This is a genomic window from Pantoea sp. PNA 14-12, from assembly GCF_004364735.1.
Lineage (GTDB): Bacteria > Pseudomonadota > Gammaproteobacteria > Enterobacterales > Enterobacteriaceae > Pantoea > Pantoea stewartii.
This window is the reverse complement of record NZ_SOAJ01000001.1, coordinates 1,355,499-1,373,308: the sequence shown is the minus strand read 5'-3', so window position 1 is coordinate 1,373,308 and position 17,810 is coordinate 1,355,499. Positions and strand designations below refer to the sequence as shown.

18 protein-coding genes are annotated in these 17,810 nt (G+C 55.9%); 9 read left to right on the top strand and 9 right to left on the bottom strand.

Going from position 1 to position 17,810, the window contains the following annotated elements; genetic code table 11:
• Positions 1-101 precede the first annotated feature (101 nt).
• The 7 genes from fabI to pspF form a co-directional block, all read right to left on the bottom strand.
• A complete protein-coding gene (gene fabI, locus C7434_RS06505) occupies positions 102-890 on the bottom strand; it encodes an enoyl-ACP reductase FabI (RefSeq protein WP_006119311.1) in 789 nt (262 codons plus the stop codon).
• Between the two features lie 141 nt (positions 891-1,031).
• On the bottom strand, positions 1,032-1,835 hold the full coding sequence (gene sapF, locus C7434_RS06500) for a putrescine export ABC transporter ATP-binding protein SapF (RefSeq protein ID WP_039340210.1): 804 nt from the start codon (positions 1,833-1,835) through the stop codon (positions 1,032-1,034).
• Between the two features lies 1 nt (position 1,836).
• Complete coding sequence (sapD, locus tag C7434_RS06495; protein WP_006119309.1) at positions 1,837-2,832, bottom strand: putrescine export ABC transporter ATP-binding protein SapD; 996 nt, start codon at positions 2,830-2,832, stop codon at positions 1,837-1,839.
• The gene (gene sapC, locus C7434_RS06490) at positions 2,832-3,722 is read right to left on the bottom strand and encodes a putrescine export ABC transporter permease SapC (protein ID WP_033741800.1); all 891 of its coding nucleotides are present in this window, start codon (positions 3,720-3,722) and stop codon (positions 2,832-2,834) included. The genes sapD and sapC overlap by 1 nt, the downstream gene beginning before the upstream one ends.
• A complete protein-coding gene (sapB, locus tag C7434_RS06485; RefSeq protein WP_033741798.1) occupies positions 3,709-4,674 on the bottom strand; it encodes a putrescine export ABC transporter permease SapB in 966 nt (321 codons plus the stop codon). The genes sapC and sapB overlap by 14 nt, the downstream gene beginning before the upstream one ends.
• The gene (gene sapA / locus C7434_RS06480; RefSeq protein WP_133745253.1) at positions 4,675-6,303 is read right to left on the bottom strand and encodes an ABC transporter substrate-binding protein SapA; all 1,629 of its coding nucleotides are present in this window, start codon (positions 6,301-6,303) and stop codon (positions 4,675-4,677) included.
• Positions 6,304-6,648: 345 nt separating this feature from the next.
• Positions 6,649-7,662 (bottom strand): phage shock protein operon transcriptional activator, encoded by a 1,014-nt coding sequence (gene pspF / locus C7434_RS06475; protein ID WP_033741793.1) that lies wholly within the window; start codon positions 7,660-7,662, stop codon positions 6,649-6,651.
• Between the two features lie 163 nt (positions 7,663-7,825).
• On the opposite strand from pspF, the gene pspA reads away from it, so the two are divergent.
• The 7 genes from pspA to tyrR all read left to right on the top strand — a co-directional run bounded on the left by pspA (position 7,826) and on the right by tyrR (position 13,637).
• Complete coding sequence (gene pspA / locus C7434_RS06470) at positions 7,826-8,491, top strand: phage shock protein PspA (RefSeq protein ID WP_006119300.1); 666 nt, start codon at positions 7,826-7,828, stop codon at positions 8,489-8,491.
• Between the two features lie 37 nt (positions 8,492-8,528).
• A complete protein-coding gene (gene pspB, locus C7434_RS06465) occupies positions 8,529-8,756 on the top strand; it encodes an envelope stress response membrane protein PspB (RefSeq protein ID WP_006119299.1) in 228 nt (75 codons plus the stop codon).
• Positions 8,753-9,103 (top strand): envelope stress response membrane protein PspC, encoded by a 351-nt coding sequence (gene pspC, locus C7434_RS06460; protein ID WP_033741792.1) that lies wholly within the window; start codon positions 8,753-8,755, stop codon positions 9,101-9,103. The genes pspB and pspC overlap by 4 nt, the downstream gene beginning before the upstream one ends.
• Before the next feature lie 54 nt (positions 9,104-9,157).
• The gene (gene pspD / locus C7434_RS06455) at positions 9,158-9,406 is read left to right on the top strand and encodes a phage shock protein PspD (RefSeq protein WP_006119296.1); all 249 of its coding nucleotides are present in this window, start codon (positions 9,158-9,160) and stop codon (positions 9,404-9,406) included.
• Positions 9,387-10,784 carry a YcjX family protein gene (locus tag C7434_RS06450; RefSeq protein ID WP_033741790.1) on the top strand — a complete coding sequence of 466 codons (1,398 nt, stop codon included), beginning with the start codon at positions 9,387-9,389 and terminating at the stop codon, positions 10,782-10,784. Before pspD ends, C7434_RS06450 begins: the two co-directional genes overlap by 20 nt.
• The gene (locus tag C7434_RS06445; RefSeq protein WP_033741789.1) at positions 10,781-11,842 is read left to right on the top strand and encodes a YcjF family protein; all 1,062 of its coding nucleotides are present in this window, start codon (positions 10,781-10,783) and stop codon (positions 11,840-11,842) included. The genes C7434_RS06450 and C7434_RS06445 overlap by 4 nt, the downstream gene beginning before the upstream one ends.
• Before the next feature lie 223 nt (positions 11,843-12,065).
• Positions 12,066-13,637 carry a transcriptional regulator TyrR gene (gene tyrR, locus C7434_RS06440; RefSeq protein WP_033741787.1) on the top strand — a complete coding sequence of 524 codons (1,572 nt, stop codon included), beginning with the start codon at positions 12,066-12,068 and terminating at the stop codon, positions 13,635-13,637.
• Between the two features lie 42 nt (positions 13,638-13,679).
• Here tyrR and tpx read toward each other — a convergent pair whose 3' ends face one another.
• Positions 13,680-14,183, bottom strand: coding sequence for a thiol peroxidase (tpx, locus tag C7434_RS06435; protein WP_006119290.1), 504 nt, complete (start codon positions 14,181-14,183; stop codon positions 13,680-13,682).
• A gap of 152 nt (positions 14,184-14,335) precedes the next feature.
• Between tpx and ycjG the strand changes: the two genes are divergently transcribed.
• Positions 14,336-15,319 (top strand): L-Ala-D/L-Glu epimerase, encoded by a 984-nt coding sequence (gene ycjG, locus C7434_RS06430; protein WP_033741785.1) that lies wholly within the window; start codon positions 14,336-14,338, stop codon positions 15,317-15,319.
• Here ycjG and mpaA read toward each other — a convergent pair.
• Positions 15,294-16,001, bottom strand: a complete 708-nt coding sequence (mpaA, locus tag C7434_RS06425) for a murein tripeptide amidase MpaA (protein WP_033741783.1) — start codon at positions 15,999-16,001, stop codon at positions 15,294-15,296. The genes ycjG and mpaA overlap by 26 nt on opposite strands.
• Positions 16,002-16,155: 154 nt before the next feature.
• Here mpaA and C7434_RS06420 point away from each other — a divergent pair, with 154 nt between their 5' ends.
• Complete coding sequence (locus C7434_RS06420; RefSeq protein WP_033741782.1) at positions 16,156-17,775, top strand: ABC transporter substrate-binding protein; 1,620 nt, start codon at positions 16,156-16,158, stop codon at positions 17,773-17,775.
• The last annotated feature ends 35 nt before the right edge of the window (positions 17,776-17,810 follow it).

Sequence of the window (17,810 nt, the reverse complement as noted above, 5' to 3'; positions counted from 1 at the left end):
GGCACGGCAAAAGACCGATCGGTGATAATTAATAGCAATAAGGAATAACGAGGGCGCGGGCGGGGAAGGACAGGGCGAGCAGCGCTCGCCCATGAGGAAACTTATTTCAGTTCCAGTTCGTTCATCGCGGCGATGCTGAAACCGCCGTCGACGTGAACGATCTCGCCGGTGATACCACCCGCCAGATCGGAACACAGGAAGGCCGCAGAGTTACCCACGTCTTCGATGGTCACGGTACGGCGAATCGGGGTTACCGCTTCACAGTGAGCCAGCATCTTACGGAAATCTTTGATGCCTGAAGCCGCCAGCGTACGGATTGGACCGGCAGAAACGGCGTTCACACGCACACCTTCTGGTCCCATGGCATTGGCCATGTAACGTACGTTTGCTTCCAGAGACGCTTTTGCCAGGCCCATTACGTTGTAGTTAGGGATAGCGCGCTCTGCACCCAGGTAGGACAGCGTCAGCAGCGCTGAGTTGGGGTTCAGCATCGCACGGCACTCTTTTGCCATGGCAACAAAGCTGTAGGCACTGATGTCGTGCGCAATTTTGAAACCTTCGCGGGTTACGGCATTCACGTAATCGCCATCCAGCTGGTCGCCTGGGGCAAAACCAATTGAGTGAACGAAACCGTCAAATTTCGGCCAGGTTTTTGCCAGCTCAGCGAACAGGGACTGGATGCTTTCATCTTCTGCAACATCACATGGCAGTACGATGTCAGAACCCAAATCTTTGGCGAACTCTTCCACACGACCTTTCAGTTTGTCGTTTTGGTAGGTGAAAGCCAGTTCTGCGCCCTGTTTGTGCATCGCCTGTGCAATACCGTAGGCGATGGAAAGTTTACTGGCAACACCAGTAATCAGAATGCGCTTACCGGAAAGAAAACCCATAGCTGTAATCCTTATGGTCATGGTAGTTGGCGGTCGCGTTGTTTAAATAATAGACGACCGACGTTAATCGACGTGCGGATTCTAGCACGTCTGCCTTAAATCAGGAAAACTGTGCACAGTTTTCCACAAAACCCCGAAAAATCAACGCTCGCGTCGCCACGCTTCGGCCGTTAACGCTTCGCCGAAATGGCTGTTGATCAGACGTTTGGTCAGATCATGCAGCGGAGAAGCCAGCACGTCGGCCGTCCCGCCGCGTTCCACGACTTCGCCCTGATGCATGACCAACACTTTGTCGCTGATATGCTTCATCATCCCTAAATGTTGCGTCACGTAAATGTAGGCGATGCCGTGTTTTTCCTGCAGCTCCAGCATCAGGTTGACCAACTGTGAGCGCATGGTCATATCCAGTGAGGCTAGCGCTTCATCAGCAATAATCACTTTGGGTTGCAGAATTAATGCCCGCGCCAGGCCCAGACGCTGTTTTTGGCCTGGTGCCAGCATATGCGGATAATAACCGGCATGGTCGCGCAGTAATCCCACCTGACGCAGCGTGCCAATGATGCGTTTCTCGCGCGCCTCGGCGTCAAGATCGGTATTCAGGCGCAGCGGCAGCTCCAGAATCTGACTGACGCGCTGCCGGGGATTAAGCGACGTAGAAGGATCCTGGAAAATCATACGGATGCGCTGGCTACGGTAGCCATAATCCCCAAAGCTCAGCGCATGATCGTCAATAATGATTTCCCCCTCCGTTGGGGCAACGGTGCCGCTGAGCATTTTTGCCAGCGTTGATTTGCCGGAGCCATTTTCGCCGATGATCGCCAGCGTCTGCTTCTCCCGCAGCGTGAAGCTTACGGACTTCACCGCCTCGACATGCTGACGGCGAAACAGACCGGTACGATAACGAAACGTTTTGCTGAGATTGCGCACTTCCAGTAGCGTTTCCATGCTATTGGCCCTCCACGTTGAGCGGAAAATGGCAGGCATAGAGATGCGAACGGGAGCCCGTCAGCCGTGGCGTTTCCACACATTTACGCTGTGCATACGGGCAGCGCGGTCCAAGACGGCAGCCAATGGGCAGGCTTTCGAGCGATGGAATCGCGCCTGATAAGGTATTCAGGCGGCTCTTGTGAGGAAGCGGGCGGCCAAAGTCTGGCATCGCACGAATCAGCGCCTGGGTATACGGATGGTGCGGCGTGGTCATCAGGTCTTCACTCTGCGCCGTTTCCACGGTTTGTCCGCAGTACATAACGTTGATCCTGTCAGCCCAGTGACTCAGGGTACGCAGGTCATGGCTGATTAGCAGAATCGTGGTGTTGTTGTTCTGATTCAGACGGCTCAACAGGCGAAAGATCTGCGCCTGCGTCGTCGGCTCCATAGCGTTGGTCGGCTCGTCGGCAATCAGCAGGCGCGGCTGATTCGCCAGTGCGATGGCAATCATCACTTTCTGACACTCGCCCTCGGTGAGTTCGTAGGGAAAGCTGCGCATGATGTCTTTGTGATCTTTAATACCGACGCGGTGCAGCAGCTCGATGGCGCGGTTTTTTCGCCAGAACCAAAAGCGCTTCATCCACGGTCCTTTGTACGTCCAGCGCGGAATCGCCTGCATCAACTGACGGCCGACACTTTCCGAGGGATCAAGACAGGACTGCGGTTCCTGGAAAATCATCGACACATTGTGACCTACGATGCGGCGACGCTCACGCGGCGACAAACGCAGCAAATCCACGTCATCAAAGACCATACGGTCTGCGGTGACGCGCCAGTTGTCGTTGGTCACGCCACAAATCGCCTTGGCAACCAGACTTTTGCCTGAGCCCGACTCACCCACCAGACCGCGAATTTCGCCCTCAGTCAGTGATAAATTGATGCGGTCTACCGCTTTGACCGGCCCGTCAGCGGTCATAAATTCAATCGTCAGATTACGAATATCCAGTAACGGCATTATTCCACTCCTGCCTCGACGGCCCGACGAATGCCGTCACCGAGCAGATTAACCATTAACACGCTGACCATCAGCGCGGCACCGGGAAGCATGACAGTCCAGGGCGCAACATACACCAGCTCCAGCGAATCACCCAGCATCGCGCCCCACTCAGGCGAGGGCAACTGCGCGCCGAGGTCAAGAAAACCCAGTGCGGCGATATCGAGAATAGCCATCGACAGCGCGCGCGTAATTTCACTGATCAGCATAGGCAAAACGTTAGGCAAAATGGCGTGCCACAAAATATTGATGCTGGTGGCGCCATCCAGGCGAGCCGCAATGACATACTCTTTTTCCAGTTCGTCATGAACGGCGCTGTAGATTTCGCGCACCAGGCGCGGCATCAGCGCCAGCCACACGGCCAGTAATGCGTGCTCCAGGCGCGGCCCCAGAAACGCCACTACGATAATGGCCAGCAAGAGTGAGGGAATGGACAGCAGCGTATCCAGGACATGATTCAGCACCGCAGAACGCACACCGTGCGTCATGCCCGCCACAATCCCCAGCACCAGCGCCCAGAAGGTGGCAAACAGCGTGACGAGAATGGCCGATCCAACCGTGGGGGCCACGCCGTTCAGCAGGCGGCTCAGTAAATCACGCCCCAGATCGTCCGTCCCGAGAAAAAAGGAAACCTCACCGTAGCGCGACCAGGAGGGCGGTAGCAGTTGATAACCCAGAAATTGCTGGTCGATGTTGTAAGGGGCCAGAAAATGGCCGAACAGACACAGCAGCAGCAGCGTGCCAAAGCCGTACAGGCCAATCATCGCCGGCATATCGCCATAAAAATGGTGCCAGCTCTGGCGAAACGCACTGGGCAGGCGTTTTTCGGCGTAGATGTTATCGGACGGCATACCATTCCTTATGTTTCAGCGGATTCAGCGCCGCGCCAACGATGTCAGCGAGCACATTCACCACAATCACCAGTCCACCGGTCACCATTACGCCTGCTGAGATGGCCGCATAGTCCTGCTGACGGATGGCGTTAATCAGCCAGCGCCCCAGACCAGGCCAGTTAAAAACCATCTCCGTAATCATCGCCAGCGTTAACATGCTGGAGAACTGTAAACCCAGGCGCGGAATGACAGGCGGAAGGGCGTTATGCAGCACATGGCGGCGAATAACGGTAAAGCGCGAGAGCCCGCGGGTCGCCGCAGCTTTAACATAGTTTTTATCGACGACATCGCTGGTGCTGATGCGCAGTAAACGCACAATCTCAGTGGTCGGGGCCATCGCCAGCACGGTCACCGGTAAAATCAGGTGCATCAGCACGCTGATCATCATTTCATGCCGCCACGGTGAGGGGCTGAGCCAGGCATCGATTAAAGCAAAACCGGTTATTTTCTGGACCGGATAGAGCAGATCATAGCGACCGGAAACCGGCAGCCAGCCCAGCGTTAACGAGAAAAACAGGGTAAACAGCAGGGCAAGCCAGAAGACGGGGATCGAAAAACCCAGCAAGGCAAATGCGCTGATAACTTTGTCCTGCCATTTATGACGCAGGGCACCCGCACAAATCCCCAGCGGAATGCCGACGATCAAGGCAAGCGTAAAGGCCATCAGGCACAGCTCCATGGTGGCCGGAAAGACCTCGCGCAGTTGCAGGCCAATTTCCTGACCATTGGTGCTGGATACGCCAAAATCCAGTTGCAGCATACCTTTAAACCAAAACCACCAGGCATCGAACAGTGAGGCGCCTTCGAGCGGGGCATTCGGTGTGAAATAGCTCAGGCTGAAACTCACCAGCGAGAGAAAAAACAGCGTAATCACCAGTAACACTAGCCGACGCAAAATATAGATGATCACTTATCGATCCTCCCGCTCATCACGATAAACACCAGCAAAGGAAGCGTTACCAAACGGACTCAGTACCAGGCCTTTAATATCATGCCGGTAGGCTTGCAGGCGCAAAGATGAAGCCAGCGGCAGGACGGGCAGTTCCTGAGCTAAAATTTGCTGGGCTTTATCATAGTTCTCAATCCGTCCGGACAGCTGTTGCGACAGCAGAGCATTTTTCAGCGTGCTGTCAAACGCAGGCGAGCACCAGTGCGCATAGTTGGTCTGTGAGGCAATCGCCGCGCAGCTCAGCAGGGGACGAAAGAAACTGTCAGGATCGTTACTGTCGGTTGCCCAGCCTGCCAGGGTCAGGTCGTGGTTCATCGCCATCAACTGTGCTTCCTGAAAACGGCCTTCAACCGGCACGATAGTGACGTTAACGCCAATTTGTGCCAGATCGGCCTGAATCAGTTCTGCCGTTTTCAACGGCGCAGGGTTCCAGGACTGCGAGGCGGCAGGCACCACCAGACGCAGGTGAAGATCGGTCACGCCCGCCGCTGCCAGCGCAGCTCTGGCCTTTTTCGGATCGTAGGCGGTGATGCTGGCATCCGTATCGTAAGCCCAGGAGGCACGCGGCAAAATCGAGGCCGCAGTTTCTGCCGTGCCGTAATAAATCGACTCCATCAGGCGTTCATTATTAATGGCCAGCGCCAGCGCGTGACGCACTTCCGGTCTGTCGAGCGGGGGTTTTCGCGTGTTGAAGGCCAGATAGGCGATGTTCATACCGGGCCGCAATGTCATACGCAGCCGGGGATCGTCGCGCAGAATGGAAATCTGGCTGGCGGCAGGATAGGCCAGCACATCGCACTCACCGGTCAGCAGTTTCGATAACCGGCCGGTGCCGCCCGCGCCAAGATCAATCACCACCTGTTGCAGGCGCGGTACGCCTTTCCAGTAGTAGGGATTGCGGGCCAGGCGAATATATTGCCCACTGCGGTATTCACTCAGCTGAAACGGGCCGGTGCCCACAGGTAACCGATCCAGCGTTTCCTGATGACCTGTTTTGTCCAGGCTGTCTGCGTATTCCTTCGAGAGGATGGGCGCATAGTGGGTTGCCATGTGCCAGAGAAACGACGCATCAGGGCTGTTCAGGCGAATTTCGACCGTATAGTTATCGATCTTTTTCACGCTCTGCACGGCGTCAGCGAACTGCAGGCTGTCGAAATAGGGATAATAGCCGCCATTAACGTCATGCCAGGGATGTTTACGGTCAAACATGCGCGCAAAGCTAAAGACCACATCGTCGGCATTCATCGTGCGGGTAGGCGTAAAGTTTGAGGTGTGCTGAAACTGCACACCGTGACGCAAGTGAAAGCGATAGGTCGCGCCGTTATCACGCACCTCCCAGCTGTCGGCCAGGTCAGCCTGTAAACGATAGGTATAAGGATCGACATCAAGCAGGCGGTCATAGAGCTGCGCCGCCAGTGTGTCCACCGTTAAACCACTACTGGCCATCTGCGGGTTAAACGTATTTAGCGTCCCGTTGACGCAATAGACAAAGCCGCTTTGACGAATATCCGTGGCAGGTGCGGGCGCGGACCACACAGGTGCGCTCAACACGCTGAGACTCAGCAACAGCGAAGGCATTAGTTTTAACATAGAACTCAACGATTCTCGGGCATTGGGCAAAGTGTATCGCAAAGCGCGCGTGGTCCCAACTCTGCGTCATCGATTGCCGACGATTCGTACAGCAGGTGTAAACGACCCGGGCAAAAAGGCGCAGCGTTGGTGTGGAGATGAGAAAAATTCTCAATAACACTTTACAGATGCAAACAGGAATGATTATTATTCAGTTGCACTTCGACGGGGCTCTACCTAAGAAGAGCACGACATTGCTCACATTGCTTCCAGTTGCCCGCTTCGGCGGGCCCTTTTTTTACCCGCCTGAATGCATTACAGCATGCCCCGGCACGTTGTCAGCTTCTGTACGTATATAAAAGCCCGCTAATGTTGTCCGTCGCGCGCCTGAATACCGTGTTTTTTCATGATGGCACGGAGTTGATGATAGGTGACGCCCAGTAAGCTGGCCGCCCGGCGCTGATTATACTTTGCCTGTTGCAGGCTGATTTCCACCACGTCACGTTCCTGCTGATTCTGCCACTGGCGCAGATCAAGCGGAAGTGAAGGCAGGGCGGTTGGCGACTCGGTAGCAGGCAAGGGGGCGGCCCTGTCTGCGGCTTCACTGCGGCGGGCAAACGGGTTAATGATGATTTCATCCAGCGCGGTATCGCTGGTGTTATGGCGATAGACGGATCGTTCGACCACGTTTTTCAGCTCGCGCACGTTGCCCGGCCAGTGATGCTCAAGCAAGGTTTGCTGTGCGCGGGGCGTAAAGCCGGGAAACAACGGCAGTTTGAGCTCCCGACACATCTGAATGGCAAAATGGTCAGCCATGACCAGAATGTCGCTGCGGCGCTCCCGAAGCGGCGGCAACTGCACCACATCAAAGGCCAGGCGATCCAGCAGATCGGCCCGAAACTTACCGGCTTCGGCCAGCGCGGGTAAATCTTCATTAGTGGCGCAGATCAGACGCACATTAACCTGAAAAACATGGTTTCCACCCACGCGTTCCAGTTGGCCGTATTCAATTACCCGCAACAGTTTTTCCTGAACCAGCATGGGGGCTGTCGCCAGTTCATCAAGAAACAAGGTGCCACCATCCGCGCGCTCAAAGCGGCCCAGATGACGTTTTTGCGCACCGGTAAAGGCACCTGCCTCATGGCCAAAAAGCTCAGAATCAAGCAGATTCTCGTTCAGCGCCGCACAGTTAAGAGAGACAAAAGGGCCCTGCCAGCGGTCAGAAAGGTAGTGCAGACGGCTGGCAATCAGCTCCTTACCTGTCCCGCGTTCGCCCACCACCAGCACAGGCTTCTCCAGCGGCGCGAGCTTTGACACCTGCTCCAGCACTTCCAGAAAGTTATTTGATTCGCCCAGCAAATTGTCGTTGTTCACAGACATGATGAATTTCGCCACTGATTAATCAATTTAACTATATTAGGTCAGGCAAAAAAAACTGCCAGCTTATTATCGTAATTAAAATCAATAAGATAAAAATTGGCACGCATCTTGAATTAGTCCTCACCAGCAAGCTAAAACTATGACCATTAAGAGGAGCATCATTATGGGTATTTTTTCTCGTTTCGCTGACATCGTTAATGCCAACATCAATTCACTGCTGGAACGCGCAGAGGATCCGCAGAAACTGGTGCGCCTGATGATTCAGGAGATGGAAGATACGCTGGTCGAGGTGCGTTCGACGTCAGCCCGCGCGCTGGCCGAAAAGAAACAGCTGTCACGCCGTATCGAGCAGGCTGAGCTACAGCAGGCTGAATGGCAGGAAAAAGCAGAACTGGCGATTCGCAAAGATAAAGAAGATCTGGCCCGTTCTGCGCTTATCGAAAAACAGAAGCTGACCGATCTGATCGCCTCGCTCAAACGCGAAGTCGAACAGGTTGACGAAACGCTGACGCGCATGAAAGGTGAGATTGCTGAGCTGGAGAAAAAACTGAGCGAAACCCGCGCGCGCCAGCAGGCGTTGACGCTGCGCCATCAGGCCGCCTCGTCATCCCGTGATGTCCGCCGTCAGCTGGACAGTGGTAAAATTGATGAAGCCATGGCGCGTTTCGAATCGTTTGAACGCCGAATCGATCATATGGAAGCGGAAGCGGAGAGCCACGGTTTTGGTAAACCTAAAACCCTGGATCAGCAGTTTACTGAGCTGAAAGCCGATGACGAAATCAGTCAGCAACTGAATGCGCTGAAAGCCAAAATGAACCGCAGCGAATAAACCGCCGCTGACAGTAGGAAAGGATTAAGGAGAGTCAATGAGCGCACTATTTTTGGCGATACCTCTTACAATATTTGTGCTGTTCGTGGCCCCCGTCTGGCTGTGGTTACACTACAGTAACAAGCGCAGCGGCGGAGCGGAGCTGTCACAGAGTCAGATGCAGCGTCTGCAACAGGTGACCCGGGATGCTCAGCGCATGCGCGAACGCATTGATGCGTTAGAAGCGATCCTGGATGCAGAACATCCTAACTGGAGGCAGCCATGATAAGAGGCCGTAAATTATGGCGTAAGCCTGACGAAGGAAAGCTGATGGGCGTCTGTGCCGGGCTGGCTGAGTATCTGGATGTGCCGGTGCGGCTGCTGCGTATCATTGTGATGTTATCGCTGTTCTTTGGGCTGTTTGTGTTTACCGTGATCGCCTACTTTGCGCTGGGTTTTGTGCTGGACGTAAAACCTGCTGGCGTGGACAACGGTGAAGCTCAGCCCACAGCCAGCGAACTGCTTGACCAACTGGAAACCGCGCTGCAACAGGATGAGCGTAATGTTCGCGACATAGAACGTTACGTCACCTCTGAAACGTTTAGTGTGCGCAGTCGTTTCCGTCAGATTTAATTATCGTCTGCTACGGGCCAGACCGGCCCGTCTGCTGATGACCGGGAGGTATTCATGACCGTTTCGCGCGCAGCAACGTTTCGCCATCGTGCCACACCTGCATTGAAGTCAGCCGCCAGATTCATCATTATCAATGCTGTTACTTACGGGCCTGCCGGTGTGACCGGCTGGGCCGTCAAATCGGTCGCGCGCCGTCCACTGCGCATTTTGCTTGGCCTGGCGCTTGAGCCGCTATTGAAACGCGTGATGAACCGGGTAGCGTCGCGCTTCATCAGGGAAAACGATGAAAAGACTGCAAACTGAACTGATAGCATTAATGAATCGCGGCGTCGACCGCCACCTTCGCCTGGCGGTCACCGGTCTCAGCCGCAGTGGTAAAACAGCTTTTATCACCTCGCTGGTCAACCAACTTCTTTCTGTCCACAGCGGCGCTCGTTTGCCGCTGTTTTCCGTTGTGCGTGATGAACGCCTGTTAGGGGTGAAACGCGTGCCGCAACGTGACATGGGCACGGCCCGTTTCACCTATGATGAAGGGCTGGCGCAGCTTTACGGTTCACCACCTGCCTGGCCCACGCCCACGCGTGGCGTAAGTGAAATGCGCCTGGCGTTACGTTACCGTCCGCATGACTCGCTGCTGCGTCATCTGAAAGAGACCGCCACGCTCTATCTTGAAATCGTTGATTACCCCGGCGAATGGTTGCTTGATCTGCCAATGCTGGCACAGGATTACCTGACCTGGTCACGCCAGATGAACGGCTTGTTGCAGGGCGATCGCGCCCTGTGGGCGCAACCCTGGCGCGACCTGTGTCAGCGCCTCGATCCGCTGGCACCGGCTGACGAGAACCGTTTAGCCGACATTGCCGAGGCCTGGACTGACTACCTGCATCGCTGCAAAGCCGAAGGATTACACTTTATCCAGCCAGGCCGCTTCGTGCTGCCCGGCGATATGGCGGGCGCGCCCGCACTCCAGTTTTTTCCGTGGCCTACCGCTGACGATGCCCAGGCGGCGAAACTGGCGCAGGCGGACAAAGGCAGCAATTTCGCCATGCTGCAACAGCGGTTTCATTACTACTGCCAGCATGTTGTTAAAGGATTCTATAAAAACCATTTCGTACGCTTTGACCGCCAGATTGTGCTGGTGGACTGCCTGCAACCGCTTAACAGCGGCCCGCAGGCCTTTAACGATATGCGGTTAGCCCTTACGCAGCTTATGCAGAGTTTTCACTACGGTCAGCGCACGCTGTTTCGCCGTCTCTTTTCGCCGGTGATCGATAAGCTGCTGTTCGCCGCCACCAAAGCCGATCACATTACTCACGACCAGCACGGCAATATGGTGTCCCTGTTACAGCAACTGGTGCAGGATGCCTGGCAAAATGCCGCGTTTGAAGGTATCAGCATGGACTGTACTGGTCTGGCTTCGGTACAGGCGACACAGAGTGGACAGGTTGATCATCAGGGTGAAAAAATCCCCGCGTTGCGCGGGCACCGCTTAGCGGATGGCGAGGCACTGACGGTCTATCCGGGCGAAGTTCCCCCGCGCCTGCCGGGGGCGGCGTTCTGGCAACAACAGGGTTTTCAGTTTGAGCAGTTTCGCCCACAGCAACTGGATATCGATCGTCCTCTGCCGCACATCCGCATGGATGCGGCACTGGAGTTTTTACTGGGAGATAAATTGCGATGAGCGATCCGTTAAAGCCGCGTATTGATTTTGCCACGCCGCTGAACGACAAGCCGAATGACGTGTTGCGTCCGGCGCAAACCTTCGACGCGGAAGCCCGGAACGCGTTTTTAGCCGTTGCAGAAAGCGAGACGGCGGTGGAAGAGGAAAGCGCAGGGGAGCGCGCCGTCGAAGCGGCCCTGAAACCCAAACGCAGTTTGTGGCGCAACATGGTCGGTGCCGGGCTGGGCCTGTTTGGGATCAGCATCGTGGCGCAGGGCGTGCAGTGGAGCCACAACGCCTGGCTGGCGCACGACTGGTTTGCGCTGGGCAGCGGGATGGCCGGGGGACTGATCGTGGCCGCGGGTGTCGGCGCGTTAACCCGCGAGTGGCGACGACTGTATCAGCTGCGTCAGCGTGCAGAAGAGCGCGATCTGGGTCGGGAACTGCTTAACAGCCAAAGCGTGGGTAAAGGGCGGGATTTTTGCGAAAAACTGGCTCGCCAGGCCGAACTCGATCAGGCGCATCCTGCGTTACAACGCTGGCATGCTTCGCTCCATGAAACCCATAATGACGGTGAAACCGTGCGGTTGTATGCCCAACTGGTGCAGCCGGTGCTCGATCGCCAGGCCCGGCGGGAAATCAGTCGTCATGCCGCAGAATCCGCCCTGATGATTGCGGTGAGTCCGCTGGCGCTGGTCGATATGGCCTTTATTGCCTGGCGCAATATCAGGCTGGTCAACCGTATTGCCGCTATTTACGGTATTGAACTGGGCTACTTTAGCCGACTGCGCCTGTTCCGGCTGGTGCTGCTGAATATGGCATTTGCCGGCGCGTCTGAGCTGGTGCGTGAAGTGGGCATGGACTGGATGTCGCAGGATATCGCGGCGCGCCTGTCCGCCCGTGCCGCGCAGGGCATTGGCGCAGGCCTGCTGACCGCGCGTCTTGGCATTAAAGCCATGGAGCTGTGTCGGCCGTTACCCTGGCTGGAAAACGACAAACCCCGCCTGGGCGACTACCGTCGTGAATTGATCGGCCAGATAAAAGAAGCGCTGCAGAGGGGCGGAGAGAAACGCCAGTAACGGTTGTGCACTGAAACGTGAGTGCAGATGCTGTGCCTTCTGTGCTTTATCCTTTGAACGTTGAGCGAATGTCACCGTCAGGGCTCTCCCGCCATCGCTACAGCCTGCCGTTCAAAAAAAACGCGCTTGCATCAAGGCTGTCAACTTTTCCTGACAGCCCCCTTTCTGCGGCGTAGGGGTTTAGCGTATTATCGCCGGATAATAAACGGATAAGGCCCACGCAATGCGTTTAGAAGTGTTTTGTCAGGACCGAATCGGCCTGGCGCGCGAATTACTGGATCTTTTGGTGGCGCGCGGAATCGATCTTCGCGGCATCGAAGTGGCCTCATCAGGCCGCATCTATCTTAATTTCTCCACGCTTGAGTTTGAGCAGTTCAGTAATCTGATGGCAGAAATCCGTCGCACGCCGGGCGTAACGGATGTTCGCACGGTGCCCTATATGCCTTCAGAGCGTGAGCATCGGGTACTGAGCGCCTTGCTGGTTGCCATGCCCGAGCCGGTTTTTTCTGTTGATCTCAGAAGCAAGGTAGAACTGGCCAACCCGGCCGCGCAAAACCTGTTTAATCTGGATGAGAACAAGATTCGCAATGTGAATGCCGACCACCTGATCAACGGTTTTAATTTTGGCCGCTGGCTGGAAAGCGAACGTGTCCAGGCGCAGGCGCAGCATGTGGTCATTGAAGGGCGCGATTTTCTGATGGAAGCCCATCCCATCTATCTGTCGGCCGACAGCGAACAGCAGGATCAACTGGTAGGTGCGATGATAATGCTGAAGTCCACCGCCAGGATGGGGCGCCAGTTACAAAACCTGGTGGTGACGGACGAAACGGAGTTCGATCATATCGTCGCCGTGACGCCCAAAATGCGTCAGGTGGTGGAGCAGGCACGTAAACTGGCAATGCATGATGCGCCATTACTGATTATTGGTGATACCGGCACCGGTAAAGATATGCTGGCCCGTGCCTGCCATTTACGCAGTGCGCGTGGAAAAATGCCGTTTCTGGCACTTAACTGCGCTTCACTTCCCGATGATGTGGCGGAAAGTGAGCTGTTTGGTCACGCGGCGGGCGCGTATCCCAATGCGCTGGAAGGCAAAAAGGGCTTTTTCGAACAGGCCAATGGCGGCTCGGTGCTGCTGGATGAAATTGGCGAAATGTCGCCCACGATGCAGACCAAGCTGCTGCGCTTCCTGAATGACGGCACCTTCCGTCGCGTCGGGGAAGAGCATGAAGTGCATGTCAACGTGCGCGTCATTTGCGCCACGCAGAAGAATTTATTCGAACTGGTGCAGCGTGGCGAGTTCCGGGAAGACTTGTTCTATCGCCTTAACGTCCTGACGCTTAACCTGCCGCCGCTGCGCGAGCGTGTGCAGGACATCATGCCGCTGACGGAAATGTTTGTGGCGCGTTTTGCCGATGAACAGGGGATTCCCCGACCACGCCTTTCTTCGCAGCTCAACGCGTTTCTGGTGCGTTACAACTGGCCGGGCAATGTGCGTCAGTTGAAAAACGCGCTGTATCGGGCGCTGACCCAGCTCGAAGGCCACGAATTGCGCCCTCAGGACATCGTACTGCCGGAACAGGCGCTCGATGTGTCGCTGGGAGAAGAGGCGATGGAAGGGACGCTGGATCAGATTACCCGTCGCTTTGAACGTTCCATCCTCACGCGTTTGTATCTTTCTTATCCCAGTACGCGAAAACTGGCAAAACGGCTTGGCGTTTCGCACACGGCGATTGCCAATAAGTTGCGGGAATACGGGTTAGGGCAGAAACGCGGGGACAGCGACGGCGAATAACAACACAGCGGATAAGCGGGCGCTTATCCGCTGTGTCCCGTCTTATTTCAGTGCGGCAAGCGCAGCATCATAATCCGGCTCGGTGGTGATCTCATTCACCAGCTGGCTGTACAGCACGTTGTCATGCTCATCCAGCACGATGACGGCACGCGCGGTCAGGCCCTGCAGGGCACCGTCAGCAATTTCCACCCCGTAATCCTGTTTGAACTCGCCACCGCGCAGCGTGGACAGCGTGACCACGTTATTCAGGTTATCTGCGCCGCAAAAGCGCGACTGAGCAAACGGCAGATCGGCTGAAATGCATAACACCACGGTATTATTCAGTTCGCCCGCCAGTTGGTTAAATTTACGTACCGAAGACGCACACACGCCAGTATCGACGCTGGGAAAAATATTCAGAATCTTGCGTTTTCCTGCATACTCAGAGAGTGAGACATTCGCGAGGTTTTTGGCCACCAGCGTAAAAGGTTTAGCGCTATCGCCGGGCTGCGGAAACTGGCCAGCAACCGCTACCGGGTTGCCCTGAAAGTGAACAGTCTGAGACATACGAATTCCTTCTAATGATGTTATCTGACAAAAAAATAGGGCATCAGTACAGATATAGCCTTTGTTTATGACATAAATTTTAAGGGTTTACGAGTGTAATTGTTGCCTGAATTTAAATGACAGTGATGAATCGCTGACAACAAGGAGCGCTAATGAGGACGGTAAAATGTTATCCCGAAGCCTGGCCGTTGCATACGCCGTTTGTCATCGCGCGCGGCAGCCGCACTGAAGCCAAAGTCGTGGTGGTGGAAATTGAAGAAAACGGAGTAAAAGGCACGGGAGAAGCCACGCCTTATACGCGCTATGGCGAAAGCGAAGCGCTGGTGCTGGAGCACATCGCGACGGTGATGCCCCAGCTTCAGCAGGGCCTGACCCGCGAGGCACTGCAAACGCTGTTGCCCGCAGGGGCCGCCCGGAACGCCATTGACTGCGCGCTGTGGGATCTGGCCGCCCGGCAGCAGCACCGCACGCTGGAACAGGTCGTCGGCATTGCACCGATCGCGTCAGTGGTCACCGCACAAACGGTCAGCATTGATACACCAGAGGCGATGGCCAGCAGTGCCCAGGCACTGTGGCAGCATGGCGCAACGCTGCTCAAAATTAAAATGGACAACAACTTTATCACCGAGCGCCTGATGGCGATCCGTGCGGCGGTGCCCGACGCCACGTTAATCGTGGATGCGAATGAGTCATGGCACGCCGAAGGGCTGGCGGCACGCTGCCAGCTGTTAGCCGATCTGGAAATCGCTATGCTGGAACAGCCGTTACCGGCTGGAGAAGACGAGGCGCTGGCAAATTTTATTCACCCTTTACCCATCTGTGCCGATGAGAGTTGCCACACGCGGGAAAGCCTGCCCGCGCTGCATGGGCGCTACGACATGGTGAATATCAAGCTTGATAAAGCCGGTGGACTGACGGAAGCGCTGGCGCTGGCACAGGCTGCGCGCGATCAGGGCTTTACGATGATGTTGGGCTGCATGATCTGTACGTCCCGGGCGATTCGCGCCGCCTTGCCGCTGGTACCTATGGTGCGCTTTGCCGATTTGGATGGTGCCACCTGGCTGGCTGTCGATGTCGAGCCCGCCCTGAAGGTACAGAACGGAGCATTAATCACGGCTGCCAGCGCAGCAGATTAACCATCACCTCCAGCCACGTTTCCGTCGCCTCATCTACCGCAATGACGGGCATCTCTGCGGTCACGCACGGCAGACTCAGGTCGTGACACCAACTGCCAAAGGAGCCGGGCGTGGCATAGCCCACGCTGCTGACGCGCGGCAAACCCGTCTGCGCGGCCAGCCAGGCACCGACCTCGGCGTGATGCGGATCGTCGATACAGGCCAGCGGCTCATGCCAGGAAACCACCCAGGCCGGTTTTAGCTGATGAATCAGGCTGCATAACGCCTGGGTTTCCGGCTCTGAGGCGGGATGTGCCCCTGTCGAAAGCGTCACATCCCGCGCGTCTGCCGCGCTGTTCCAGCGGTACACCGTTTCACCTGACTGCCAGTTAGCCGCCGGGAAGTTACGGTTCAGGTCAACGCCATTAGCATTCGCCCGCAGCCCCAGCTGGCAGCCGTCGGGATTGACCGCCAGAACAACGTGATGACGGCGCAGGCCGTCAGACAGGGTGCGCAGCGCCGCAGAAAGGGCCGCAATCGCGGCGTTTTCATCACCGTGCGTGCCAGCCAGAATCAGTCCACTGTTGCTGTCAGTCTGATTAGCGGGAAACCAGAGCAGCGGGGCACCCAGAACGGAACGCCCGTATTGCTGCCAGGAAATAGCCAGTTTTCCGCGCTGTGAGCGGGGATGCATTGACGGCATAGTGACATTCTCCAGAGGGTTTTCTTAAAAGTAGCGGAAAAGCCGCCGGGGGAAAATAGCTATTTATCAATCAGCAATTTGCGATAAAGTGGCCGGTAACAGGCTGACTCAGTGAGACGCTGATGCAGCACTTCTTTATCGTAAAGGGGTGAACATGATTATTCGCTTTTCTCCAACGCTAACCGCCCTGAGTCTGCTTAGCGCCACCTTACCCGTTTTTGCCGCAGAGGTGCCCGCAGGCGCGCAGCTCGCCGCAAAACAAGAGATTGTCCGTCACATCAAAGATGAGCCTGCGTCACTTGACCCGGCTAAAGCCGTGGGACTGCCCGAAATCCAGGTGATGCGCGATCTCTACGAAGGGCTCACCAGCCAGGATGCTCACGGGAAAATTGTGCCGGGCGTGGCACAAAGCTGGAGCAGCAGTGATAACAAAGTCTGGATTTTCACCCTACGCAATAATGCACGCTGGTCTGATGGCGAGCCCGTCACTGCACAGGATTTTGTCTACAGCTGGCAGCGCGTAGTGGATCCTAAAACCAGTTCGTCTCAGGCCTCTTTTGTCGCGCTCAGTGGTTTAAGTGAGGCGGACGCTATCACTAAAGGGACGACAACACCGGACAAACTGGGCGTCACCGCGCTGGATAAACACCGCCTGAAAGTGACGCTCTCGCGCCCGGTGCCCTGGTTTCCGGCCATGGTGTCTAATGTGGCTTTCTATCCCGTCCCGCAACGCGTGATTGAGAAAGAGGGCGATCAGTGGACACAGCCCGGCAAGCTGGTCGGAAACGGCGCTTACCAACTTGACAGCCGAGTGGTTAACGAAAAAATCGTACTGGTGCGTAATCCCCGCTACTGGGATAACGCGCACGCCGTGTTAACTAAAGTGACCTTTTTGCCCATCAACGAAGAATCCAGCGCCACCAAGCGCTACCGCGCGGGCGATGTGGACATTACCGAATCGTTTCCTAAAAACATGTATGCCCTGCTGAAAAAGACGCTGCCGGGGCAGGTTTATACGCCGGATCAACTCGGAACCTACTATTACGCGTTTAATACGCAGCAGGGCCCTACGGCCGATGCGCGCGTACGCAAAGCGCTGTCATGGAGTATCGATCGCCAGGTTATCGCGGACAACGTCTTGGGCACGGGTGAAAAACCGGCCTGGCACTTTACACCAGATGTGACCGCCGGATTTACACCGCTGCCTGCCTTGCAGCAACAGCATAATCAACAAGAGATGGACGCGCAGGCCAGAGCGTTGCTGGCGGCGGCAGGATACGGGCCGGCGAAACCCCTGAAGCTGACGCTGCTGTATAATACGTCTGAAAGCCACCAGAAGATTGCCATTGCGGTTGCATCCATGTGGAAGAAGAATCTTGGCGTGGACGTGAAGCTGGAAAATCAGGAGTGGAAAACCTATATCGACAGCCGTAACTCTGGACGCTTTGACGTCATCCGCGCCTCCTGGGTGGGGGACTACAATGAGCCGTCGACCTTTTTAACTCTGCTGACATCCGGCAACAGCAGTAATATTCCGCGCTTCAAAAATGCCGAATATGATGCCGTGATCGCTAAGGCGAGCATGGAAACCAGTGACCAGGCCCGCAATGCAGATTACAACCGGGCCGAACAAATCATTGCGGAACAGGCCCCCATCGCGCCCATTTACCAGTACACCAATGGCCGCCTGATCAAGCCGTGGGTGAAAGGCTATCCGATCACCAACCCGGAAGATGTCGCCTACAGCCGTGAACTGTGGATTGAGAAACACTGATCTAAAGCGGTCTGCCACGGGCCGCCTTCTGACAT